Annotated in this window: 20 protein-coding genes; 11 read left to right on the plus strand and 9 right to left on the minus strand. The window is 49.2% G+C overall.

All coding sequences use genetic code 11. The annotated features are described in order from the left end of the window. Positions 1 to 11 precede the first annotated feature (11 nt). Both LMG33818_RS11750 and pyrB read right to left on the minus strand, forming a co-directional pair. Positions 12 to 773 (minus strand): TSUP family transporter, encoded by a 762-nt coding sequence (locus LMG33818_RS11750; RefSeq protein WP_442323583.1) that lies wholly within the window; start codon positions 771 to 773, stop codon positions 12 to 14. A 96-nt stretch (positions 774 to 869) separates the two neighbouring features. Further along, positions 870 to 1,904, minus strand: a complete 1,035-nt coding sequence (gene pyrB, locus LMG33818_RS11755; protein ID WP_442323584.1) for an aspartate carbamoyltransferase — start codon at positions 1,902 to 1,904, stop codon at positions 870 to 872. A 357-nt stretch (positions 1,905 to 2,261) separates the two neighbouring features. On the opposite strand from pyrB, the gene LMG33818_RS11760 reads away from it, so the two are divergent. The 3 genes from LMG33818_RS11760 to tusA all read left to right on the plus strand — a co-directional run bounded on the left by LMG33818_RS11760 (position 2,262) and on the right by tusA (position 4,256). After that, positions 2,262 to 2,651: a DUF4168 domain-containing protein gene (locus LMG33818_RS11760; RefSeq protein WP_442323585.1), complete on the plus strand. Its 390-nt coding sequence runs from the start codon at positions 2,262 to 2,264 to the stop codon at positions 2,649 to 2,651. A gap of 244 nt (positions 2,652 to 2,895) precedes the next feature. Continuing rightward, complete coding sequence (gene rlmM, locus LMG33818_RS11765; protein WP_442323586.1) at positions 2,896 to 3,987, plus strand: 23S rRNA (cytidine(2498)-2'-O)-methyltransferase RlmM; 1,092 nt, start codon at positions 2,896 to 2,898, stop codon at positions 3,985 to 3,987. Continuing rightward, on the plus strand, positions 3,987 to 4,256 hold the full coding sequence (tusA, locus tag LMG33818_RS11770) for a sulfurtransferase TusA (protein WP_442323587.1): 270 nt from the start codon (positions 3,987 to 3,989) through the stop codon (positions 4,254 to 4,256). Before rlmM ends, tusA begins: the two co-directional genes overlap by 1 nt. Before the next feature lie 249 nt (positions 4,257 to 4,505). Here the strand turns inward: tusA and LMG33818_RS11775 are convergent, their stop codons facing one another. Both LMG33818_RS11775 and LMG33818_RS11780 read right to left on the minus strand, forming a co-directional pair. Beyond that, positions 4,506 to 5,198, minus strand: a complete 693-nt coding sequence (locus tag LMG33818_RS11775) for a hypothetical protein (protein WP_442323588.1) — start codon at positions 5,196 to 5,198, stop codon at positions 4,506 to 4,508. A 405-nt stretch (positions 5,199 to 5,603) separates the two neighbouring features. Next, positions 5,604 to 6,998, minus strand: coding sequence for an MATE family efflux transporter (locus LMG33818_RS11780; RefSeq protein WP_442323589.1), 1,395 nt, complete (start codon positions 6,996 to 6,998; stop codon positions 5,604 to 5,606). 297 nt (positions 6,999 to 7,295) lie between these two features. Between LMG33818_RS11780 and LMG33818_RS11785 the strand changes: the two genes are divergently transcribed. Next, the gene (locus LMG33818_RS11785) at positions 7,296 to 7,946 is read left to right on the plus strand and encodes an elongation factor P hydroxylase (protein WP_442323590.1); all 651 of its coding nucleotides are present in this window, start codon (positions 7,296 to 7,298) and stop codon (positions 7,944 to 7,946) included. 316 nt (positions 7,947 to 8,262) lie between these two features. Then, on the plus strand, positions 8,263 to 9,147 hold the full coding sequence (locus LMG33818_RS11790; RefSeq protein WP_442323591.1) for an NAD(P)-dependent oxidoreductase: 885 nt from the start codon (positions 8,263 to 8,265) through the stop codon (positions 9,145 to 9,147). Between the two features lie 170 nt (positions 9,148 to 9,317). On the opposite strand, the gene LMG33818_RS11795 is transcribed toward LMG33818_RS11790, so the two are convergent. The 3 genes from LMG33818_RS11795 to LMG33818_RS11805 are packed head-to-tail and all read right to left on the minus strand — an operon-like array spanning position 9,318 to position 13,427. Continuing rightward, the gene (locus tag LMG33818_RS11795; RefSeq protein ID WP_442323592.1) at positions 9,318 to 10,016 is read right to left on the minus strand and encodes a TetR family transcriptional regulator C-terminal domain-containing protein; all 699 of its coding nucleotides are present in this window, start codon (positions 10,014 to 10,016) and stop codon (positions 9,318 to 9,320) included. Positions 10,017 to 10,046: 30 nt separating this feature from the next. Next, positions 10,047 to 12,218 (minus strand): TonB-dependent siderophore receptor, encoded by a 2,172-nt coding sequence (locus LMG33818_RS11800; protein ID WP_442323593.1) that lies wholly within the window; start codon positions 12,216 to 12,218, stop codon positions 10,047 to 10,049. A gap of 48 nt (positions 12,219 to 12,266) precedes the next feature. Further along, on the minus strand, positions 12,267 to 13,427 hold the full coding sequence (locus LMG33818_RS11805) for an ABC transporter substrate-binding protein (protein WP_442323594.1): 1,161 nt from the start codon (positions 13,425 to 13,427) through the stop codon (positions 12,267 to 12,269). 527 nt (positions 13,428 to 13,954) lie between these two features. On the opposite strand from LMG33818_RS11805, the gene rutA reads away from it, so the two are divergent. The 5 genes from rutA (at position 13,955) to LMG33818_RS11830 (ending at position 18,939) form a co-directional block, all read left to right on the plus strand. Next, positions 13,955 to 15,052 carry a pyrimidine utilization protein A gene (gene rutA, locus LMG33818_RS11810; RefSeq protein WP_442323595.1) on the plus strand — a complete coding sequence of 366 codons (1,098 nt, stop codon included), beginning with the start codon at positions 13,955 to 13,957 and terminating at the stop codon, positions 15,050 to 15,052. Beyond that, a complete protein-coding gene (locus tag LMG33818_RS11815; protein WP_442323596.1) occupies positions 15,049 to 15,819 on the plus strand; it encodes an isochorismatase family protein in 771 nt (256 codons plus the stop codon). Before rutA ends, LMG33818_RS11815 begins: the two co-directional genes overlap by 4 nt. 129 nt (positions 15,820 to 15,948) lie before the next feature. Beyond that, positions 15,949 to 16,335, plus strand: coding sequence for a pyrimidine utilization protein C (gene rutC / locus LMG33818_RS11820; protein ID WP_442323597.1), 387 nt, complete (start codon positions 15,949 to 15,951; stop codon positions 16,333 to 16,335). Positions 16,336 to 16,793: 458 nt separating this feature from the next. Then, positions 16,794 to 18,281 carry an NCS1 family nucleobase:cation symporter-1 gene (locus LMG33818_RS11825; RefSeq protein WP_442323598.1) on the plus strand — a complete coding sequence of 496 codons (1,488 nt, stop codon included), beginning with the start codon at positions 16,794 to 16,796 and terminating at the stop codon, positions 18,279 to 18,281. Between the two features lie 94 nt (positions 18,282 to 18,375). Beyond that, a complete protein-coding gene (locus LMG33818_RS11830; protein WP_442323599.1) occupies positions 18,376 to 18,939 on the plus strand; it encodes a GNAT family N-acetyltransferase in 564 nt (187 codons plus the stop codon). 162 nt (positions 18,940 to 19,101) lie between these two features. Here the strand turns inward: LMG33818_RS11830 and LMG33818_RS11835 are convergent, their stop codons facing one another. Together LMG33818_RS11835 and LMG33818_RS11840 are read right to left on the minus strand one after the other, a co-directional pair. Continuing rightward, positions 19,102 to 19,620 carry a hypothetical protein gene (locus LMG33818_RS11835; protein WP_442323600.1) on the minus strand — a complete coding sequence of 173 codons (519 nt, stop codon included), beginning with the start codon at positions 19,618 to 19,620 and terminating at the stop codon, positions 19,102 to 19,104. 105 nt (positions 19,621 to 19,725) lie between these two features. Beyond that, a complete protein-coding gene (locus LMG33818_RS11840) occupies positions 19,726 to 20,565 on the minus strand; it encodes a TatD family hydrolase (protein ID WP_442323601.1) in 840 nt (279 codons plus the stop codon). Positions 20,566 to 20,849: 284 nt separating this feature from the next. Here LMG33818_RS11840 and LMG33818_RS11845 point away from each other — a divergent pair, with 284 nt between their 5' ends. Beyond that, positions 20,850 to 22,859: an ATP-binding cassette domain-containing protein gene (locus LMG33818_RS11845; protein WP_442323602.1), complete on the plus strand. Its 2,010-nt coding sequence runs from the start codon at positions 20,850 to 20,852 to the stop codon at positions 22,857 to 22,859. Positions 22,860 to 22,914: the final 55 nt, after the last annotated feature.

The raw sequence follows: 22,914 nt of genomic DNA on the forward strand, positions 1-22,914 counted from the left end.
GGCATTCTCTTCTAAACATTAACCCAAAGATATCGCCCGAGCATGCACAGACACATAATGACGATGAGCGGCCGAATAAAAGCTGCCCCCCCACCAATGACAGTTAATGATCCGAGATAAGCGCCGATCAGTTGGCCCATCAGCATTGCCAAACCTATTATCCAAATGACTTTGCCACTTACAATAAAAATCAATAAGGACGCGATATTACTGGCGAGGTTGAAGGCTTTGGCGTTCGCAGTTGCCCTGACTAATTGCCTCCCCCGACAGGCGACTTCAGCAAGAGAAAAGAAAGAACCTGTTCCCGGACCAAAAAAGCCATCGTAAAATCCGATGAGAGGAATAATGGTACGGTCGTAGAGCGCTTCACTCATACGAGGGGTGCTTTCTATTTTTCCTGCCGTCGGTGCGAAGAGGAAGTACAAGGCGATAATCGTCAGGACGATTGGCACCACGATCATTAAAAAATGAGGCGTAATCCTCTGGATCAAAAGCGTTCCCACGACAGAGCCGAGGAATGCCATACAGAAGGGAACCTTGAGTGATCTCAGGTGCAGTTGCTTTTTTCGCCATAGGGTGAGGGTAGAGGTAAATGTACCGGCGCTGGCTTGTAACTTGTTGGTAGCCAACAAAACGATGGGAGGAAGCTGGTACAACATCAGAACCGGCACCGTGATGAGTCCTCCACCTCCGGCAATGGTATCGATGAATCCGGCCACACATGCAATACCGGCAAGTGGAAGAAGCAGAGTGATTATTGTGTGCGGATCCATACTTGTTGGCAGCTCCCCAATTGAAGATTCCCGTGGTTATGATGTTTGCCGACACATCAGGCCACGGGTAAGGAGTAAAGAATACTTATTGGTATTTCATCCTTGAAGTTGCTCATTTACTCCAATTTGAGCTGGTGTCTTCCAGGTAACATCTGTGAGGTGTTTATCGAACGTGTCTTCAATTCCCATTAGGCGTGCAAAAATAGCCATACGTACAGGGATACCATTATCTGTTTGTCGGAAAATGGCGAGGCGTGGATCATCATTCAGGTCATTGCTTAGATCGTTGGCACCCGGGCGGCTGTCACGAGGGAGAGGGTGCATGACGATTGTATTCTGGTTGCCACGGCTATCCAGAAAAGCCTTGTTGACCCTGAACTCGTCACTGATGCCATTGAAGCTTTCGACCATTTCCTGAGTAAAGCGCTCTTTTTGGATACGTGTCGCATAGACAACATCAATATCGGCGAAGTGTTCATTCAGGCTCTCACGAATTTCCACTTTGTGTCCGCGGTTAACGACCAGATCGATCAGGTAATCGGGCATTTCCAGTCCAACTGGCGCAACAAGTGTGAAATGCAGCGAGTGATAAAGAGAGAGGAGTTTGATCAGGGAATGAACTGTGCGACCGTATTTGAGGTCACCTGTCATTAGAATATGCGCACCATCCAGCGGTCGACCAATGCGGTTGAATTCCTTTTGGATTGTGTAGAGGTCAAGGAGCGCCTGGCTGGGGTGTTCTCCGGGACCATCGCCACCATTAATAACAGGTATATTGATGGATTCGGCAAACTCAGCCACAGAACCAAGGTCCGGATGCCGCATAACGATGGCATCACAATATCCGCCAAGTACACGCGCAGTGTCTGTGAGTGTTTCACCTTTTGCCATGGAAGAGAAGGTAAAACCGGTAGTATCACATACCGAGCCACCCAGGCGGGAGAAAGCGGTATGAAAACTGATACGAGTACGGGTACTGGCTTCAAAGAACAGGTTACCCAAAATGGCGCCTTCAAGAATTCGGCATACCTTCTTGCGATGGGCGATAGGTTCCATTCGTTGGGCAATGCTGAAAATACGGGCAATCTCGGTGCGATCAAGTTGATCGACAGAGAGAAGGTGAGAGAGCATGCAAAATCTCCTGAAAAGTGGCAATGCATACTAAAGTGTACCACTGCTTGGCCTATGAATGAGACTGTTCGCCAATAAAATAAAAAGTAATTTAATGTAAATTATGCGGCATTAATGTTACTAAAACCCATGTTGTTTCATGATGTTACAAAAACATGAATTTTTTTGCGTGGTCAGGGTTGAATTAGTGGGGATTAAGCAGCAGTTTAGGGTAGACACAATTGTTGGACCCATTCGGATTGGTGGCCGCAAATTTATAGAAAGGCTCCGGTTCCAAAAAAAATGGATGACTGATTGAACTCAATTCGTTCCCAGCCGTCCTAATTGTGTAAATTCAAAGATTCTATCGGAGAGATTATGAAACGCACTAATGCTATCATCTCAGCTGCACTCCTTTCTGTAAGCGCTGTCGCTGCACCTGCCGTTTACGCACAGGCTGCATCTTCTGCAACTTCTTCCGCTGCATCTGCCGCTTCACAGAATTTCAGCGATGCTCAGCTGAAAAGCTTCGCTAATGCCACTCAACGTGTTGTATCTCTCTCCCAGGATTACACCAAACAGCTTCAGGCTGCTGGCAAGGATACGACCAAGGTTGCTCAGATTCGTCGTGAAGCCAATACCAAAATGGTTGATGCCGTGAAGAAAAGCGGTCTTTCCGTATCAAAATTCAACCAGATTGGTCAATCCATCGAGCAGAACCCTCAGCTTCTGAAACGTGTTCAGGGCATGGTTCATCAAGCCAAGTAATAGTCTGTTAGAGGTCAATTGATGTTTTGAATCAGATTTTCCATGACCGAGTACAGGTTTACCCGGTTATCTTCAGCATCAATAACCGCACAGTCAAAGCCCTGTTTCTCCTGAAGCAGGGCTTTTTTGTGTGCTTAACCATAGGCGCGTATGATTGGGCACACGTTGCCACTTTAGGGTACACTGGTGCCCTGTTTTGAATGCGCACTATCGCGCTTTTTTCCCTTCTGTTTATATCTGAATAATGTCTGATACTTCTTCCAATATGCTTACCGTATGTCCCAGTGAATGGCTGCTTTATTGTCGCCCCGGTCTGGAAGCTGATCTTGTTGCTGAATTGAGTGACCACTTGGCTGATGAAGCTGTTGAGCTGGAGCATGAGCTGTATGCAGGGTATGTTCGTGTCATTTCCATCGACAATAAGCCGTTGAATGAACTACAGCGCCATGTTCCGCTGGAAGCTCTGGTGTTTGCGAGGCAGTCATTAATTGCCTTGCCGCCAATGAAGGGGCTGGACAAGGGCGAGCGCATGAAAGCGATTGTTTCCCAGTTGAAAGAAGTGGGCTGGAGCGTTGACTCCATTCTCGTCGAGACACCGGATACCAATGAAGGGAAAGCTCTTGCCGGTTTGGCAAAGTCGCTCATGCGCCCATTGGAGAGCCACCTTGGCAAGAAGAACATTCTTCGCCGTCGGGCAGGGAAACGCAGGCTGCATGTTTTTCTCACTGATGAAAAAGAAATACAGTTGGGTTTAAGTTTTCCCGGCAATCGGAGCGAACATCCCAATGGTATTCTGCGATTGAAATTTCCTCCGACGGCGCCCAGCCGTTCCACCCTGAAACTGGAAGAGGCATGGCATCAGTTTATTCCTCATGACCGCTGGGAAGATATCCTTGCTGCCGGCAGCACAGCGGCGGATTTGGGAGCGGCTCCCGGTGGCTGGACCTGGCAGTTGGTGCATCGAGGCATGCAAGTGTTTGCCATTGATAATGGCCCGATGGATAAGCGTCTAATGAGTACAGGCATGGTAGAGCATCTCAAGGAAGATGGTCTTAAATGGTTGCCTGAAACGCCTATCGACTGGTTAGTATGCGATATGGTAGAGCGGCCTATTCGAGTGATAGAAGTCATGAGCGAATGGTTGATGGGTGGCCATTGTCGCTATGCTATCTTCAATTTGAAACTTCCCATGAAAAAGCGTTGGGAAGCAGTAAGAGAGTGTCTTGAATATCTGGATGAAGCCTTGGATCAGGCACACGTTAAGGTGTACCGTCGGGCACGTCAGCTCTTCCATGACCGAGAAGAAGTCACTGTATTTGTGGAGGTCTTGAAATAATGGATGCCGAAATTCCTGAATCAATTGGCCGGTCGGATGCTGAGTTGGACACGCGTGGGCTGTATTGCCCCGAACCCATCATGATGATGCACAATAAAGTCAGGGATATGGCTTCCGATCAACTTTTATTGGTTAAGGCGACAGACCCTGCCACGGAACGTGATATACCCCAATTCTGTAGTTTTCTTGGTCATGAGCTACTTCAACAGGAAGAGGTCACTTCAGATGATGGCGAACGTGTGTATTACTACCTTGTAAAACTGGGATGATGGTATTTTATCGCTGCAAGCTTTTGAGAACGTGCTTCCCCCGGTTTCAACCCATTAATGTCGCATTTTGCTATCCCTCTTTCTCTACATCCGTGCCCATATTCAGATCAAATGTTAAAAGCTTGAGGTCGGTGTAAAGGTTTTAACTACACCCCGAAAGTTGGACACCTATCCAACCCTCGGGCGTTTTGTACAAATATGAAGTGGAATTATCTGTGGTGATGGGTGTTAAAGGCCCCCGGGTTGGGTTTAGGGCGCATCATTCACCATCATGGCGAGGGCTTCCAATGTCTCCGCATCCTGTTGCTTGATCCTATTGGCAATATTGCGTTGAAAATAGTAGAGCGCACCATGCCGTGCATTGGCCGAATAAATACAGTTGTCGTTCAGCAGGATAGGCGTGTCCTCGACGAGGTCTTCATCGACAAGCAATGCATCAATCGAACCATCGCTGAAGAGGCGCCAGCCATGTACCTGTTTGAGCAGCCATGGAGCGCCTTCCTCATCCATACACAGGGCGTGCGTGCCTTGAGAATCAGGAATCTGCTGGATCTGGGTTACTTCGTCACAGGCTTCATAATCATAGTAGAGTGATGCCTGTTGCAATTCCTGAATCTTGTAGTCGGGGGGAGTATCGAAGAGCTCATTGGTTTCCGGGTCACGATAACCGACAAAGCTACCATATTCGGGATCATCCAGCTGTTGGCAAGGGGTTAGCTTGTCCATCCAGGGCACCATGCCCATCGGTTCACCATTTTCCTTCAAGGCCCAGGCAAGTACAGGCATCCCGTAGAGGGCTTCATCATCAGAAGCAAGGCGGTAAATCATTTCAAGGCCATCCAGCTCGGGGGCCAGTCGGATGACACGCTGTTTGGCGCGGAAGTGGTTACGGCGACTAACAAAGTCAATCACGTTGGCAGGTTGGCGAAGCGGTGTGCCCATGAGACTCTCCTCAATGAGTGTGTCCGATAGTCTAGCCAGGCTTCAGATATACAGGCTTCAGTAAAGCACTGTGTTCTCTGGCTCCTGTTTCATATAGGGATAATGCTTCCCATAAGATTGGAGCAGGCTTTCCAAGGGAGGTAGTGCCCCCAACACATCTGCACACGTCCGCACAGGGCTTGCGCCACACCAGTAACGTTTGCCGCGGTTCATGGCGATCGTTGGAGAATCGATTCCTCGAATCCTTGCACGTTTGCCACGAATTCATCCGGTAAGGATCTCGAATATTCCTCAACCGGATGTTTTACTAATACCATAGGTCCCTTACCAATTACTACAGGCGAATCGTCAAATATCGTTCTCTCATTCAGCGTCGTGTCTATTTCATGCGCTTCAGGCGCTTGCCTAATGACTTGGCAATGCAGACAATCGGCGTTTTGCCGTTCTTCTAGAGCGGATATAAAGCAGAAGGGCGGAGACGGTTAGGCTGATGATCATGCCACACCAAAAACCGTAAATACCCAATCCATGCCATAGTCCCGGCACCCCGTATCCCAGTGGGATACCTGCGCCGAAACCAACAATCCAATAAGCGAAAAGGGTGATGATCATGGCCGCGCGCGTGTCCTTGTATCCCCGTAAAATGCCGCCAAGAGTGGATTGCAAGGCATCTGAAAGCTGGAACACCAAAGCAAAGTGCAACAACGTGACAGAGAGAGCGATCACATTTGCCTGATCACTGTAAAGCGTAGCCAGCCAGTGTCCGAACATAAACACAATGACATCATTAAAGAGCGCAAACAGCACCGCCAGGCGTAAGCCATTGAGTGCTTCCTTGCGTGCAAGGAAGGATGAGCCTTCTCCCATGCGTGTTCCCACACGGATTGTAAGTGCCATACCTAATGAAAGAGGCCCCATATAAAGAATACCGGAAATATTGACGGCTACTTCGTGAGCGGCAATGGCGACGGTGCCAAAAGTCGCGATTAGCAGAGCCATGGTGGCGAACATCATGACTTCCGAAAAAATCGAAATACCGATAGGTAGCCCCAATCCCAGAAGATTTTTGATGATTGGCCAATTGGGGCGCTGAATACCGTGTTTCCACAAATGAAGTGCACGAAAAGTGGGTGAGCAGTGGAAGTAGAACAGGATCAGCAATAAATCTGCCCACATGGCAAAGGCTGTTGTGATCCCGCATCCTTTTGCACCCATGGCGGGCAATCCAAAGTAGCCGAATACGAGACATACTCCCAATGGAATACTCAGTAACAGGCTCAGGATAGTGCAGAAAAGGGCGACACGGGTATTATTCATGCCTTCCGCGCATGAGCGTAGTGTCTGGAATAGCGCCAATGCTGGAATACCACATGCTGCGATACATAGATATGTGTGGGCCGAGTGTTGAACATTGGGAGCCACATGCATGGCGGCCAATACAAATGGCGTCAGAAATACAAGAATAAGGCTTGTGACTATCCCTAATAGAAGGGCAATCCAGATCGATTGATGGATTTGCTCACGAAATTCGTTTACACGACCAGCACCTTTCAAATGGGCAATCACAGGGGTGAGCCCCATAAGTGTGCCATTCAACAGAATGAAGATGGGTAGCCACAGGTTGCCGCTCAAGGAAACCGCGGCAAGATCCACGGTACCTGAACGCCCCGCCAGAATAATGGCACACGTGCTGATGCCCATTTGGGCCAATTGTGTTCCATAAAGTGGCAATGCCAATTTCACAAGTCGGATGGTCGCCGAACGGCGATCAAATGTTTGAGGTAAAGTGGAAGAGGACACAAAGGCTCCGTCAGCAGAATCCAGGATCAGGAAGTTTAGCAGAGCCTGCTCAGTCGGGGGTGGATATGTATAATATACTTGCAAATAAAAGGGGCTGGCTGTTCTCATGCTTAACGTACTTATGCATTGTAAGCGAAGGCTTCATGCCCTTTTTGTGTTTGCATTGAAAATAAATCCTTATCCACTCGATAATAGGTTCTTTGCGGCCCTGGATTTCAAGCGTCATTAATTTCAAGTGCATTAATTCCAAATGCCAGGGATTTCAAGGGCGACAGTTTAGTTAAGTATGAGCATCAAATGAGTCATTCGAATAGCCGTCCATCAAGTTCGCTCTCAGAGGACGTACTTGACCGGTCTCATATGCCGTTGGACGATGAAAAAGACGAGACAGTGCAGACAGACGCATTGATTGCACTCTTCAATGCACTGTACTCGGTGCGATACAACACACGTCTGGTTCGAGGAGATGACGAGCCCATTTATCTGCCTGCTGACGATATTACGCCGTACCACCGTATCGTATTTGCCCATGGCTTTTTTGCCAGTGCCCTGCATGAGATCAGTCATTGGTGCATCGCTGGGCCAAAACGACGTTTGTTGGAGGATTTTGGCTATTGGTATCTTCCGGATGGACGTAATCAAAGTGAACAAGAGGCATTCGAAAAAGCCGAAATCGCACCACAAGCCATTGAGCTGATTCTGACCCGGGCATGCGGAAGACGCTTCAATGTGAGTGTGGATAATCTTTCGCCGGATATCGAAGTGGACCGCGACGCCTTTCGTGCCAGGGTGGAACAGAAAGCGGATGAACGACGGCAACAAGGGTTGCCTCCCCGGATAGAGGCATTGCGTCGTGCATTGAAGGCATATTTCAGAGAAGGTGAATCTAACGCTGTTGCCTGTCAAAAAGCGGATGAAGTCTTTACTGAATGTGGCATTCCTGCCTAATCGTTCTTCACTGACTGTATGTCGCAAAGAAGGTGATATTTGTCGGAAAATTGAGGCGCTATGAAGGCAGTGAAGATACTCGACTGCTGAAAGTCGCCGTATTCAATCAAACGTTTGAATATTGGTATGCATCTTCCGTGTTGATGGGAAACGCGATGTTGATGTGGGAGTGCAAGCCGGCAGCGATAGGGGGTGGCTAGAAACGGGTAAAGAAGATGTCGTCAGGTGTCTGGATTCGGAGACTTACCCCCGATCAACCCGGCAGGCTCACTATTACCTTTTTTGCAAATGTTTCAGTGAACGAGGGAGTACGTATATGAACGTGGGCTTTGTAGGATTGGGCGTGATGGGAGCCGCCATGGCAATGCGGTTGGTAGAGGCGGGGTACCCTGTCACCGTCTATAACCGTAGTGTCGAAAAAACCGAGCCATTGATAGCAAAAGGTGCTTCTTTGGCCAAAACACCGGCGGCGGCCGCACACGGGGCTGATGTCGTATTTTCGATGTTATTTGATGATGCAGCTGTAGAGTCCGCGACCTTTGGTGAAGACGGTATTGCATCTACCCTGAAAAAAGGGGCTATTCATGTCTGCTCTTCTACGCTTTCGCTTGGGCAAGCAGCACGCCTTAAGCACCAACACGACATACGTGGTCAACACTACCTCTCTGTTCCCGTATTAGGGCGCCCACCTGCTGCAGAGGCCGGCGAATTGTTTGTGATTGCCGCAGGCCAAAAAGCGCAAAAAGAAAAGCTCCAGCCTCTGTTTGATGTTATCGGCCAACGCACGTTCGATGTGGGAGAAGATCCCGTTCAGGCCAATGTGGTGAAAGTGGGGCTGAATTTCATGATTTTCTCTACCATCGAACAAATGGCTGAAGTCTTTACTCTTTGCGAGAAGGGCGGTGTTGACCCGAAAGCCATGTTCGAGATCATGACCAACAGCTTTTGTACCGCACCTGTGCACAAGAACTATGGTTCGATTATGGTGGATAAGGCATATTCACCTGCAGGCGCCCCGATGGGGATCGGTGTAAAGGACAATGACTTGTTTCTGGATGCCGGACAGCATCTTGAGGTGCCGTTGCCCTATGCCTCGGTACTGCATGATCGCTTCTTGTCAGCCTATGCCGCAGGTGACGGCGAGCTTGATTTTACTGCGATTTTCGAACAAGTCAGGCGTAATGCGGGACTGAAAGACTAAACGCTTTGCGCATGTGCCTGATGCTTTGACAAGAGCCCATTGTTTTTCGTGTTCACTCAGGTATTTTGTCCGCTCTGGCATCTTTTACAGCGGTGTATACGTTTGACCTGTAGATAGCCGTGTATTGCTGCATGATTGAATACCGCCTGATTGGATAATCACTCGCATGTCTACAGAGGCCCTGATGGCGAGGCATCGTGTGATGGTTTTGGCGCCAATCCTGCCAGTAGTGTTTGGCGTAGTGTTGCCAACGCAGCGTCAAAAAACTCGCGATCATTCAGGTCTTTGCCGGAAAGTGCCAACATCTGGGGCGTATAGTCCGCGTACTGCTGTGTGGCGGCCCATAGTAGGTAAAAGAGCTGATATGGGTCGACCGGTGCCAATTGACCTTGTGCAATCCATGCGACGACGACGTTTTTTTTAGCCTCCACCACCTGCTTTAACTCTGTTTCCATGAAGTGTTTTATGGTCGGCCCACCGTGCAGCATCTCCATGCAAAATAACCGCGCAGCATCGGGGTTATCCCGCGATGACACCAGTTTCTCGGTCAAATAATGATCAAGAACTTCCATGGCATTTTGTGATTCATCAAATTTCTTCAAGGGCGCGAGCCAATCATCCAATGTTCGCGTTAGTACTGCTGTATACAATTTGCCTTTGGAGGGGAAGTAATAAAGCAGATTTGTTTTGGAAAGGCCTGCTTCTTCGGCGATGGTCTCCAGGCGTGCACCATGCAAACCATGGGATGCGAAGGCCTTAAGCGCAGCAGCCAGAATGGCTTCGCAACGTTTAAGGCTAATGCGTGAATGTTTTTGTTGAGTCGAGCATTTTCTTCGTGCTCGGGGTATTTGTGCTAGCGTCATACTCATACCTCTGTCTTTATATCGTATTGCAGCTTTTTAAAATTTAATGTTTCCTGATAACGTTACCTCTCTAGGCGCACCGATCGCTACGCGTTGGCTTCCACCACTGGACGCATAATAGGTCTTGTTGAACATGTTATTAAAGTTCAATTGTACATGGGTTTGTTTTCCCCCAATGCGTGGATTCCATGCAATGAACATGTCGGCCACCACATAGGCATTCATCTTGAAGGTGTTTTTCGCATCTCCTTGACGGGCACCGATATATCTTACGCCACCACCGAGCCGCCAATTTCCCATCCCCGGCGTAAGATCAAGACTTTTTGCCATGAGCAACCGTACTGAACCGTGCGGTGAGTTGGGGAGTTGATTGCCCACTGTGTCAGGTGTATCGGAAATAACCCTGGTTGAGGTATAAGCATACGACGTGAGTAAGGAGAGAGTGGGCGTTATTTGCCCTGCGAGATTAAACTCGAATCCTTGAGAACCTGCCTTTCCAACTGTGCGCATTATTCCATTATCTGTCACGGCCACATTGTTCTTTCTTATTCGGTAGATGTCGGCACTGGCTGTTAATCTATCAGACCATTGGTGCTTGAGTCCGATTTCATATCCCTTTCCAAGCTCAGGCGCCAAGGCCCCAACCGACTCGGAATTGCCTGCATTGGGAATGAACGACTCACTGTAGCTTACATAGGCAGAGGTACTCGGCGTAATCTTGTAAAGTAGATTGAGGGCAGGTAAAAGCTTTTTGCCCAACGTATCATTGGTCGTTCTGAAAGGGCGTCCCTGACCATCATACTGCTTGAACCATGTATAGCGGGCACCCATGCCCAGAATCCAGTGCGGAGTTAACTGAATACTGTCGCTGGCGTAAAGGCCATAGGTCTTGATCTCATCCAGTCGGTTGCTTTTGGCGTTGTTGAGGGAAGCGGGATCAAATTCCAGTTCACCTTCCTGATCACTGTAAAGATTGGCATCGATTACAGCCGTGCCTACGTATTTATTTAACAGGTAGTCACGCTGGAACTCATGATCCACCCCTACGACCACATCGTGGCGCATCCCCATAAGAAGGGTATGGCCAATGAAGTCAAAGGAAGCATATTGCTCACGACGATCGAAGCCATGATTGGCATCAGCGCGTCTTTTTATATTGCCATTGAGAGGGTTGACGGAGATGACACGGGGCTGACCATCACTATACTGCCGACGAATAAAGGCATACGTCGTTCTCGAGTACCAATGATGACTGAGGCTATGTTGCCACCATCCGGTGACGTTATTGTCATGTCCGAATACATGGCTCCACGGCTCATCGAAACGATGCCTTCTACCGACATGGACGGGCTGGCCTTTTACAAAAAGGGTTCCGCGGTCCATGTCCAGATTATAATGGCTATAGGTATAGGCAAGATTAACGGTATCGTGTTCACCCTCCCATCGTAGACTGGGCGCTATAATCGTACGCCGGTTTTTACCAAATTCTCTCCACGACTTTGTTGCCGTACGATCTGCAATCAATCGATACGCCAGTCCTGTTTGCCCTAGGGGGCCGGTGATATCAACGGTTCCATTGCCTCCACCAAAAGAGCTGGCATTTCCGCTTATTAAAGTACGTGCATGGTACTCGGGTTTTTTGGTTACCAGATTAATGACGCCTCCAGGGTCCTGCTGCCCGCGGAACATGGACGCTGGTCCCATAAGAGATTCGACATGATCTATCGTCGCCAGCGATAGTGTACCCCGCGGTTGGCGTATCCCATCCACCAGAATGGAACCATCCTGATTACTGCCAAAACCACGCTTGACAAAGCCATCCTCAGTACCGCCCATCGAATTCCCCAATGTGATCCCCGCCTGAGAAGCCAAAGCGTCATCGAGCGTATGGCTATTCTGATCTTCAATCACTTGTGACGTAACGACATTAACGGTATGAGGATCATCCAGAAAGGAGACCGGCCGTTTCCCGGCAATACTACTTTGTGTGACCGTATATCCATGCAAAGGAATATACCCCGGCTGTTTACCTTCCACCGTCATGGTATTCAAGTAAGTGGTTTTTTGACTTGAGGCCGCTGTATCCGTTATGGCTTCGGCAAAGCACAGGTTTGCATAAAAGAGTGTTGCGCCAACAAATGTCGCGATGAGAATGACGCGGCGATCACGCTTTTGTGGTGTGATCAGGCGAAAAAAACCATCTTTCATTAGGGGGAACTCTATACATTGATGACGAAGGAGGACAAGACGCCATGATTACTGGTTTATCGAGTGATCACTTTCATGGGGGGATCCCAGGCTCCCCCAATAGATACCGGCGCCAAGTACGGGGGCTGCCGGACCCAACAACGCCCTGAAGGTTTTCATCGGGGATATATCCGAAAAAGTAGAGGGATACAGCCATTTGGCTACCTGCATGAGGTCAACGACTGCATAGGGGCCTTGATGAAGACCGTGCCAAATGACATAAAAACGTTTGTCTTTCACGGCACGTAGCGTTGTCCATCCGGACATGTCATGTGTCAGATCAACCAGTTTTTGCTGTATGTCACTCTCGCTTGCCCCCGGACCGAGACGAATCCCGCGTTGAGCAACGTTCATTCGGGCTGTATTGATCACAACATCGGTAGGATGCCCCAATATCCACTCATTGCTTAAAAGGGTCGCCTTGTCAGAGGGAATGTTATGGGCAATGTTCTTTCCACCAGCGGCGGTCACAATATTATCCATCCCTGTGCGTATATTGGTGCGACAACACTGTGTTTTTATTCCCGGTGTGATGTTAATGAGGACACTGGGATGATGCTTCATGAGAGCAACTCGAGTGGCAATCAAGTGCTGTTGATGTGTAATGATCTGTGTCATCCGGGTTGCCCTTTTTTCATGTCCCAATACACGTCCCAAAAGCGAGATGCTTTTCGCGGGATCTACTAGAGGATATTGGTCAAAATCCACATATATCCAGGGAATCTGCATCGATTGCATGACCTTTGCCAGCGTGGATCCTTCGATGGCACTTTCCTGATTGAGAGGAAGCACCACCAGGTCGGGCTTCATGGCGATAAGTCCCTCACCACTGATATGGGGACTGGGCGCAGGAGAAAGTGCAGGTAGATGTGCCAGGGCGGGCCACGCCTTATTCAGGACAGGCGCAATTTCAGGATCGATTCGAGAGAGAGGGTAATTCCATCCTGCCAATTGATCGGTTGGCCTCGGGGTCAAGGACATGATGGCATAGAAAAAACGGGGCTGGCCCAAAAAGACTCTTGACGGGCGATGATTGAGGGTGACGTGGCGGCCTGCCAGGTCAGTGACCGTCATCGGGTACTGTAGTGTTCCAGCCACTCCCTTGTTCGGTAGTAAATAACATGATACCGATAACAAGCAGAGCATGAGGATGGATAATGCAGTTTTCATACGTCTCCCCGTCATCCTGACAGCCAGCCATTGGAATGGTTTTTTGTTAAAACAGAGGCTTGGTTGCTCACACCCAGCGTGAAAAGTCCAATACATGGAATAGATGATACACTATCACAAACAATAATGATTATCATTTATTTTGTGGTTTGTTTTTTTATTTGATATCACTCTAAAAATTCTGAATCAGGGCGCAGAATTACGTCAGCAATTACATTTTATTTTTGTTGCGTCGGGAAACTAGTTAGCCACATTTCGATGAAGATCCCTCTTTTCGTGCATGAGATGAGCCATTTTGGCGCAAAATTTGACCATCCGGTCTGTTTTTTTTATGCGTATTGGTAAGCATGTTTTCCTATGTGACTGTTTTATCTGAACGAATCCTCGTATGGCATAAAGCTTGAAGTGTTCAAGTGTCGATAGATGATCACCGGTTTATGGACCTCGACTTCTTTCATGCAGAAGACATCAAAGAGGCAGAAAGAATCCTTGAGGTAATCGCCAATTCGAATACCAGGAGCGTCATCATGAAAACAGGGCTTTTCCTTCCCATCGCCAATAACGGGTGGTTGATTTCCAAAAATGCACCCCAGTACAAACCTTCGTTTGATTTATTGAAAAAGATTACCCTCAAGGCAGAGGATAACCATTTCGATTTCGCTGTTGCCATGACCAAATTCAAAGGGTTTGGTGGGGAAACCGAGTTTTGGGATCACGCGCTTGAAACGTTCACCCTTGTGGCAGGCCTGGCCGCCGTGACTTCAAAAATAAAACTCTTTCCGACGGCTGCTACCCTGGTCATGCCGCCTGCCATTGTGGCGCGCATGGCTGCCACTATTGATTCGGCCAGTCATGGGCGCCTGGGACTGAATATCGTGACGGGTTGGCAACGGCCTGAATATTCGCAGATGGGGCTTTGGCCCGGTGATGATTATTTCGCCAAGCGTTACGACTATCTGGATGAATATATTCGTGTGTTGAAAGAGTTGTGCCAGACCGGAAAGAGTGATCTGAAGGGAGACTTCTTCCAGATGGATGAATGTACGGTGAGCCCTCAACCGCAATCAGATATGCCTATCATTTGTGCTGGGCAAAGCGATACAGGGATGGCGTTCTCGGCCCGGCACGCAGACTACAATTTTGTCTTTGGCAAAGGCGTCAATACGCCAACCGCCTTTTCACCGGCAGTCGAACGGATGCGGCGCTTTTCCCAGGAAGCAGGGCGAGATGTCGGGAGTATCGGGCTTTTCATGATTATTGCTGCAGAAACAGAACAGGAAGCCCGCCAACGGTGGGAGCATTACAAGGCGGGTGCTGATGAAGGGGCTCTGAGCTGGTTAACGGATCAGGCTGCCAGGGATACGCGCTCCGGCAAGGATACCAACGTGCGCCAAATGAGTGATCCCACTTCGGCGGTCAATATCAATATGGGCACGTTGATCGGTTCCTTCGAACAAGTGGCGGCCATGCTGGATGAAATTGATGCCATGGACGGTGTAGCTGGAGTGCTGCTCACCTTTGATGATTTTGTAGAAGGTGTTGAAAACTATGGGCAACGTATTTATCCAAAAATGAAGTCTGGTTCTCTGAATTCCCTTGAGACTGAAATGGAGAAAGCTGTATGAGTGATGTCATCCAGAAAGATGCCGTGGAGAAAAAAGTTGTTGAAAATGGCCGTGAAGAAGAGGTCGTTCGGCCCTCATTTACTCCTGAAGGAAAAGGGATTACGTTAACAGCTCGCCCTGAATCATTGGTGATTGACCCTGCATCCACCGCACTGATTGTGGTCGACATGCAGAATGGCTATGCCAGTAAAGGAGGCTATTTCGATCTCGTCGGCTTTGATTTGAGTCATATCGAGTCAGTGGTATCACAAGTCCAGCGCTCGATTACTACCGCCCGTAGTGTTGGCATGCCAGTTGTTTTTTTCAAGAATGGATGGGACGCCGATTATCATGAGGCTGGTGGTGAGGGTTCACCCAACTGGCACAAATCCAATGCACTTAAATATTTGCGTGCTCACCCTGAAACACCGCAAAAGTTTCTCGCCCGTGGTGATTGGGATTTCGAACTGATCGATGCTTTGGTGCCTGAAGAGAACGATATTGTAATCAATAAACCTCGTTATAGCGGTTTTTATAACACGGCATTGGATAGCATGCTGCGCTCACGTGGTATTCGTACATTGATCTTCACTGGGGTGGCGACCAACGTCTGTGTTGAATCGACGATTCGTGACGGCTATTTCCTTGAGTACTTCTGCGTACTTCTTGAAGATGCCGCACATCAGGCCGGTCCGCGTGAAGCGCATGATGCTGCTGTCTTCAACGTTGAAAAATTCTTTGGCTGGGTCAGTGATGTAGATCACTTCTGTGAAGAAGTGAAGAAGTGAAGAAGTGATGAAGTGATGAAGTGATGAAGTGCTACTCATCCTTTCACTGGAGTGATCGGCATTTGGTTCCTTTAAAGCGGATCATTCAAACGCTGTAACATTGTCATTACGTTTTCAGGGAGTCGTGTTATGCCTAAACAGATTGTAGTTCCACAAGGAACATCCGCCCCTTTGGCCCCTTATTCGCCGGGCACTCAGGCTGATGGCATTGTTTACGTTTCAGGGACTTTGCCGTTCGATGAAAATAATGACGTTGTTCATGTCGGCGACCCGGCTGCTCAAACACGTCATGTACTTGAGATTATTAAATCAGTCATAGAGGAAGCGGGTGGCACCATGGATGATGTGACGTTCAATTCAATTTTCGTCAGTGATTTTGCTCATTATGGTGCTATTAATGAGGTCTATGCCGAATATTTCCCTGGTGATAAACCGGCGCGTTTCTGCATACAGGTTGGCCTTGTCAAGCGCGATGCTCTGGTTGAAATTGCGACGGTTGCACACGTTGGAAAATAGCTCGCATGTCGAAAATAGGGTATATGAAGAAAAAAGAGTAAGTACGGAAAACAGAGAGAGCTGTCTGTATGCGCCATGGTGAGTCAGCGTCGGTTTATTCGAGCACATAATCTTCATATGCTGAAATCAGGAGGAACAATATCGGTCATCGATGAAAAGAAAAAGATAAAAAGGATATCGATCCGGTAATGCTTAGGACTTTGGTATACTCGCGCGCCAGGATCAATAGTGTATTGATGGCTCTTTCATGGCGCGCTGCTTCTCTTGTATCCCCTTCTTTAGATGTATTCCCTATAGAAGAGGGCTTTCATTTCAGGTAACCCATGAAGGATTGTTTTATAACAAACTATTGAGTGCATGGCGGTTTTTGACATGGATGCCAACAGATAATAATGGCAGCCATTGGCCATCATGCCTCTCTATAATGGATATTGATGACTCGTGCGGCAGGAGACTCCATGAATGAAACAATAAAGAAGTCCCGTTTGATCGAGCGTGGTGGGCAAGTCGAAATGGTCGTTGGTGATGACGTTAAAAAAAGTCGTTTCTTCAATCCTGACTTGGCACCGACGCGGCTTTCCGAACGTACATGGAATACCTGGCATGTGGCGGCGCTTTGGGTCAGCCTGTCAATCTGCGTGCCCACTTATACCCTTGGGGGAGTTCTTACCACTTATTTTGGCCTGAGCATGATGCAGGCGGTAGCGGCCATCGTGGTTGCCAATCTGATCATACTGATTCCCTTGACATTGAATGCGGTGGCAGGTACGCGCTACGGCATTCCCTTTCCCATTTTTCTGCGTAGCTCGTTCGGGCTTACCGGGTCGAATATTCCTGCCCTGATTCGTGCGTTAACAGCCTGCGGCTGGTTTGGCATCCAAACCATGTTTGGTGGAATGGCACTCAGTCGTTTGGTTGGTGTCATTGTTCCCTCATGGCATCTATTGGGCGCCAGTGGCGATGTGATTGGTTTTTTCGTTTTCGGCGCGATGAATCTTTATGTGGTCATCAAAGGTTCGGAATCGATTAAATTACTGGAAACACTTGCTGCGCCCATACTGGCTGTCGTTTGCCTGGCACTTTTGTGGTGGGGGCTAAGCGAGGTACCGCTCAGCCATCTTTTGCACCAGACCTCACTTGGGAATGAACACACGACTCCGCATTTTTTCGCGGGTGTCACGGCCATGGTCGGGTATTGGGCTACATTGTCTCTGAATATTCCTGATTTCAGCCGTTTCGTAAAAAATCAGCAGGCCCAGATCTGGGGGCAGATAATCGGCTTACCTACCACCATGTTCATGATGGCCATGCTGGGCGTGGTGATGACAGAAGCATCCGCACAATTGATTGGTCATACCGTTGCAGACCCTGTCAGTTTGATCGGTGCTATTGGTAACCCGCTGTTCGTTGCGATTGCCATGGTGCTTATCGTATTGGCAACGCTCTCCACCAACGCGGCAGCCAACGTAGTGTCGCCCACCAATGATTTGCAGAATATGGCGCCGCGGTGGATTACGCGCACCCGTGCCGTGCTTATTACCGGGTTGGTAGGGTTGTTGTTAATGGCACATGAGCTATTGAAGCAGTTGGGCTGGATACACTCTGATTTGAGCATTGAATCATTATTGTCCAACTGGTTGCTTTCCTATTCGAGCTTGCTGGGGCCTATTGCCGGGATTATGGTCGCGGACTATTTTATCATCGAACAACAGCAACTGGATCTTATTGGCCTATATCGGGAAGATGTGTATCCACGCTGGAATATATGCGGGATTATTGCTTTCATTTTGCCTATTATTGCGACTGGATTTTCCATGTTTTCGCCTACGGTTCACTGGTTTTACGATTATGGCTGGTTTACCGGGTCCATTTCAGGCGGAATCATCTATGTTATTGCGTGGAAGATAAAAGCGGCGTTGCAACCCGGTAGGCAAGTTGTTGGATAATCAGAGGGGGCGTGCAATGAGGAGGTGTTTCCGCGGGTGAAACAGGGGGTTGAAATCAAGCCCCGGACAAGCGCTTGTGAGGAGGATACCCGCTTTGCCCATTCATTTGGAAAAACCTTCCCTGACTCTATTACCTGCTTATCAAAGGGCATTGGAAAGAGGGTTTTCCCCTAATAACCTCGTGTCTGAAGAGACACGTGTCCGCGAGCTGGAGCAGCTGAGAGCTCAGCCTGAACGTTTCATCGCCAGCATTGATGGTGCACGGAATCTGCAGGAAGCTCGATTATATCAGCGTCTTGGTACAGGGCGTATTCCCGGTTTTCGCCGATGGCTAATGGAAGGGAACGAGTTTATTGGCTCTTTCGGCTTTCGTTGGGTACCAGGCAGTGAAGCACTTCCGCCTACTGTTCCGGGGCATTTGGGATATGCCATTGCGGAATGGAAACGACGCCGTGGTTATGCAACTGCTGGCGTCCGTCTTCTGCTGGAGGAAATACGCACCTCGGGCCTGCGTTATATTGAGGTCTCGATTGCTGCGGGTAATCATGCTTCCATTGGCGTTACCACTGCCTGTGGCGGGGTGTATCATCGATGCATTAAGCCTTCGCGTTTTTATCCTGAAGGAGAGGAGCACATTTATCGTATTCCTCTTTTTTAAGAGATATCATGTTCACTGACGACAATGGTGGACGTCTCGTAATAGCCTGTTTGCCGGACTCTTTATGGGAGTCCCTTAGGGGGCACGTTGAATGCTTCCTGTGAGTTGCTCTGATGCTCGCTCCCAGGTGTCGCCTAGCGGTCTCGCCTGATGGAAGTACGGCTAGTTGCGAGGAATATGCTCTGGCCACTCTTCGGCCAACCGGGCATGCAGAAATAGCATGGCGGCGACTTCATGTTCTGGATTGAAGGCATCCAGCCCACGTTCTTCCATGATCTGACGGCGTTCTTCTTCCCACTCATCAAATGACATGCCCGGGTAAAGTGTATAGGCCGGTGCCAATTCGACCACCGGGTTCAGCCCATACTCTTCGTACATGCGTTCTAGCGCTTCTTCCTCTTCCCCAAACCCACTGATGAATAGTGTCTCGCTATCGTGATCGGTTTCCAATTCACGAATGACATCCAGAGGGCGGACCCCCATGGCATGCAGGGTAGTTTCATCATACCCATCGAGTGCAATACTGTCATTTTCGAGCCAACTTTCGAGTGGCTGAATGAGCGTGTGCTTCAGACGACCATCATCCAGTGTCCATGCCACCGCTACCGGTAGCGCATTATCGCCCGTAATGATGCGCAGGAATCCCGGTAGTTTGGACGTATTGCGTTGTGATGTAGCCATAATGGATTCCAGTAAAGTGGTCGTATATTGAGAAATGTACTTAAAAAAATCGTATGCAGGAAATAGTACGTTGTAAATTGAGCCTGCGAGATCAAGCGCTGAATATCAAAGTGAAAAGAAGCGCCTTGCTGATTCAGTTGTCGTTTTTGCCAACGTTTGTACATTTACTCCTCTAAGCGCTGCCAGTGTTTCACAGATCCAGGGTAGAAATGAAGGTTCATTCCTGCGGCCCGGTGCTTTGGCGGGGAGGTCTCGGGGCAACAGATAAGGGCAGTCAGTTTCAATCATGAGCCTGTTGTCGGGAATATCCACAACGGCTTCCCGTAACGTTTGGCCGCGTCGTTCATCACACAACCAACCTGTTACTCCGATATAGAGATCCAGATCCAGGTAGCGATGAAGGGTTGGTTTGTCGCCAGTGAAACAGTGGATAACGGCATTGGTGATATCATCGCGCCAGCTATGGAGCATGTCCAACATCAGAGGTGCGGCATCCCGTTCATGCAGGAATAGTGGCATATGGTTTTCTGCGGCGAGCTCAAGTTGGGCTTCAAAGACCTTTTTCTGAATATCCCGCGGGGTATAATTACGATTGAAATCCAGCCCGCATTCTCCCAAAGCAACCACGTCAGATTCCTGTATCGCATGCCTGACGCATTGTTCTGCCTCAGCTGTCCATTCACTGGCGCTGTGAGGGTGTATACCCGCCGTCGCATAAAGACGAGGCAGATGATCTTTCCCTTTATAGCGTTGCAGCAATTCAATGGAGGCTTCGATACTGGCCTGATCTGTCCCTGTCAAAATCAATGAGGTCACACCGGCGTTGTAACTGCGTTCCAGCAAGGCATCCATATCTTTTTGAAAGCTGGAGTGGGTCAGATTGGCTCCTATATCCACCAAGGGAGAGGGGGAGTGAAACCGCAATTTTTCAGGAAACTCAGACATGACAACCTCAATAGGACAAAGCTGGCGTGCAGCCTACATTAACGCAGAGGGTAAACATACCCCTTGAGTGACTTCCGTGAAACCGTAGAGCCCAAGGCATGCATGGCGTATTTGAAATGCATTGCCATCTTGTTCTTGTACAAAGCGCCTTCACTCTTGATGAAGACTGATATTTATTGATGTTTCTGTTCATCTTGCTCGGGTGAAGAGCCGATATCAGGTACAATTGTATTATCCCCCACGGACGAAAGCCGTTCGGAAAGACAGATTAAGGAACAGCACGAATGAGTTTGCTAAAGCTCGAGAGCGTACAACTTTTTTATGGGCCTGATGTCCTGCTGGATCATGCTGAACTCAGCATTGAGCGGGGTGAGCGTCTGGCACTGATTGGCCGTAACGGTGCCGGTAAATCGACACTGATGTCCGTGATCGATGGCACTACACCGCCCGATGACGGGCAGGTTCGTCGTTCTCCCGATTTACGTATTGGTGTGCTTGAGCAGGACCTTCCTGCCGCCGAGGGGCGCCGTATCTTCGATATTGTAGCTGAAGGTTTGCCTGAAATAGGTCGTTTGCTCAGCGAGTACGATACCCTTGTAGCTTCTGCCGATCCTGACATGAACCGCCTCGCGCAGTTGCAGGAACGTTTGGAAGCTCTGGATGGCTGGTCGTTCCATCAGCGTATCGATAATGTGCTTGAGCGTCTTGGTTTGCCCGGCGATACACTCATGGAAGGCCTTTCCGGTGGCTGGCGGCGTAGGGTGGCATTGGCTCGCGCGTTGGTATCTGAGCCTGACCTCCTACTGCTTGACGAGCCTACCAACCATTTGGATCTGGATACCATTAGCTGGCTTGAAGAACAACTGCTGGCCTATCGGGGTGCTGTTCTTTTTGTCACCCACGACCGCGCCTTCCTCAGCCGGATCGCGACCGATATTCTTGAACTGGATCGTGGGCATTTACGCCGTTATCCGGGCAATTACGGGACGTATCAGGCTACCAAGGCCCATGAGCTGGAAGTGGAAGCGCGTGAACAGGCTCAGTTCGACAAGAAACTGGCACAGGAAGAGGCCTGGATTCGTCAGGGAATCAAGGCTCGTCGTACCCGTAATGAAGGGCGCGTTCGTGCATTGAAAAAACTGCGTGAAGAACGTTCGCAGCGGCGTGAACGTGTTGGCACGGCGAAGATTACTGTGGATGGTGGTGAGCGTAGCGGGAAGACCGTCGCCGAGCTGCGGAATGTCTCCTTCCGTGTTCCTGGTCGTAGTGAAGGCGAATACGTCATTCGGGATCTTGATCTTGACGTGCAACGTGGTGATCGCATTGGATTGATCGGGCGCAATGGTGCCGGTAAAACAACGCTTTTAAAGATTATTCTTGGTGAACTTGCGCCGACAGAAGGAAGCGTCAAACTGGGAACGAAGCTTTCGGTTGCCTACTTTGACCAGCTGCGTGAAGGGCTCGACATGAATGCCACGGTTTACGATAACCTGGCGCAGGGGCGTGACCATGTGACTGTTGCGGGGCGCGATCGCCACGTGATGAGCTACTTGCAGGATTTCCTCTTCAGCCCTGAACGTGCGCGTCAGCCTATTAGTGAGTTGTCGGGCGGAGAATCCAATCGCCTGTTATTGGCGAAACTTTTTACCCAACCGGCCAATGTTCTCGTGTTGGACGAACCCACCAATGATCTGGACGTAGAAACACTCGAATTACTTGAAGAGCTGTTGCTGACCTTTGACGGCACTTTGTTACTAGTGAGCCACGACCGTGAGTTCATGGATAACGTGGTCACCAGTGTATTGGCCTTTGAAGGTGATGGCCAGGTGAATGACTACGTGGGTGGCTATACAGACTGGGTACGTCAGGGAGGGAAACTACCTCCTGCACCGGGTGATCTGGATTCGATCTCGGCCAAACCGGGGGCTGCGAACGTAGGGGCGAGCAGTCAGGGAATCCGTTCTTCTGATAAATCCAACGGTGATGATGCTAACACCGGCAACGCTCATTCAGGTAAAAATCAGTCCAGTAACAGTAATACGAGTGCGTCTTCAACCAAACCACGTCAGAAACTCTCTTATAAATTGCAACGTGAATTGGAATCCTTGCCTGAAGAGCTCGATACGCTTGAACAGCAAGTGGCCTCATTGGAAGAACGTATTAGCCAGCCGGACTTTTACCAGCAGGATCAGGCCACTATTGATGATACGTTGAAAGCGCTCAATACCGCTCAGGACACACTGGAAGCGCGCATGGAACGTTGGGTTGAACTTGAGCAACTGAGCGAAGGTTAGCGGTAGTACGATGAAACAGCCGAGCCCTTGCAAGTATCAATCCCTGAGGTTTGGT

Origin of the sequence: Cernens ardua, from assembly GCF_051251085.1 — a bacterium.
In the GTDB taxonomy this organism is placed as follows: Bacteria; Pseudomonadota; Gammaproteobacteria; order Pseudomonadales; family Halomonadaceae; genus Cernens; species Cernens ardua.

Bases quoted from the DNA above. Each gene is read 5' to 3' on its own strand.
- LMG33818_RS11775 (WP_442323588.1), bottom strand. From the start codon at position 5,198: ATGGGCACACCGCTTCGCCAACCTGCCAACGTGATTGACTTTGTTAGT.
- LMG33818_RS11790 (WP_442323591.1), top strand. From the start codon at position 8,263: ATGAACGTGGGCTTTGTAGGATTGGGCGTGATGGGAGCCGCCATGGCA.
- LMG33818_RS11795 (WP_442323592.1), bottom strand. From the start codon at position 10,016: ATGAGTATGACGCTAGCACAAATACCCCGAGCACGAAGAAAATGCTCG.
- LMG33818_RS11800 (WP_442323593.1), bottom strand. From the start codon at position 12,218: ATGAAAGATGGTTTTTTTCGCCTGATCACACCACAAAAGCGTGATCGC.
- LMG33818_RS11825 (WP_442323598.1), top strand. From the start codon at position 16,794: ATGAATGAAACAATAAAGAAGTCCCGTTTGATCGAGCGTGGTGGGCAA.
- LMG33818_RS11760 (WP_442323585.1), top strand. From the start codon at position 2,262: ATGAAACGCACTAATGCTATCATCTCAGCTGCACTCCTTTCTGTAAGC.
- LMG33818_RS11750 (WP_442323583.1), bottom strand. From the start codon at position 773: ATGGATCCGCACACAATAATCACTCTGCTTCTTCCACTTGCCGGTATT.
- LMG33818_RS11815 (WP_442323596.1), top strand. From the start codon at position 15,049: ATGAGTGATGTCATCCAGAAAGATGCCGTGGAGAAAAAAGTTGTTGAA.
- rlmM (WP_442323586.1), top strand. From the start codon at position 2,896: ATGTCTGATACTTCTTCCAATATGCTTACCGTATGTCCCAGTGAATGG.
- LMG33818_RS11840 (WP_442323601.1), bottom strand. From the start codon at position 20,565: ATGTCTGAGTTTCCTGAAAAATTGCGGTTTCACTCCCCCTCTCCCTTG.
- tusA (WP_442323587.1), top strand. From the start codon at position 3,987: ATGGATGCCGAAATTCCTGAATCAATTGGCCGGTCGGATGCTGAGTTG.
- pyrB (WP_442323584.1), bottom strand. From the start codon at position 1,904: ATGCTCTCTCACCTTCTCTCTGTCGATCAACTTGATCGCACCGAGATT.
- LMG33818_RS11835 (WP_442323600.1), bottom strand. From the start codon at position 19,620: ATGGCTACATCACAACGCAATACGTCCAAACTACCGGGATTCCTGCGC.
- rutC (WP_442323597.1), top strand. From the start codon at position 15,949: ATGCCTAAACAGATTGTAGTTCCACAAGGAACATCCGCCCCTTTGGCC.
- LMG33818_RS11785 (WP_442323590.1), top strand. From the start codon at position 7,296: ATGAGTCATTCGAATAGCCGTCCATCAAGTTCGCTCTCAGAGGACGTA.
- LMG33818_RS11805 (WP_442323594.1), bottom strand. From the start codon at position 13,427: ATGAAAACTGCATTATCCATCCTCATGCTCTGCTTGTTATCGGTATCA.
- rutA (WP_442323595.1), top strand. From the start codon at position 13,955: ATGAAAACAGGGCTTTTCCTTCCCATCGCCAATAACGGGTGGTTGATT.
- LMG33818_RS11845 (WP_442323602.1), top strand. From the start codon at position 20,850: ATGAGTTTGCTAAAGCTCGAGAGCGTACAACTTTTTTATGGGCCTGAT.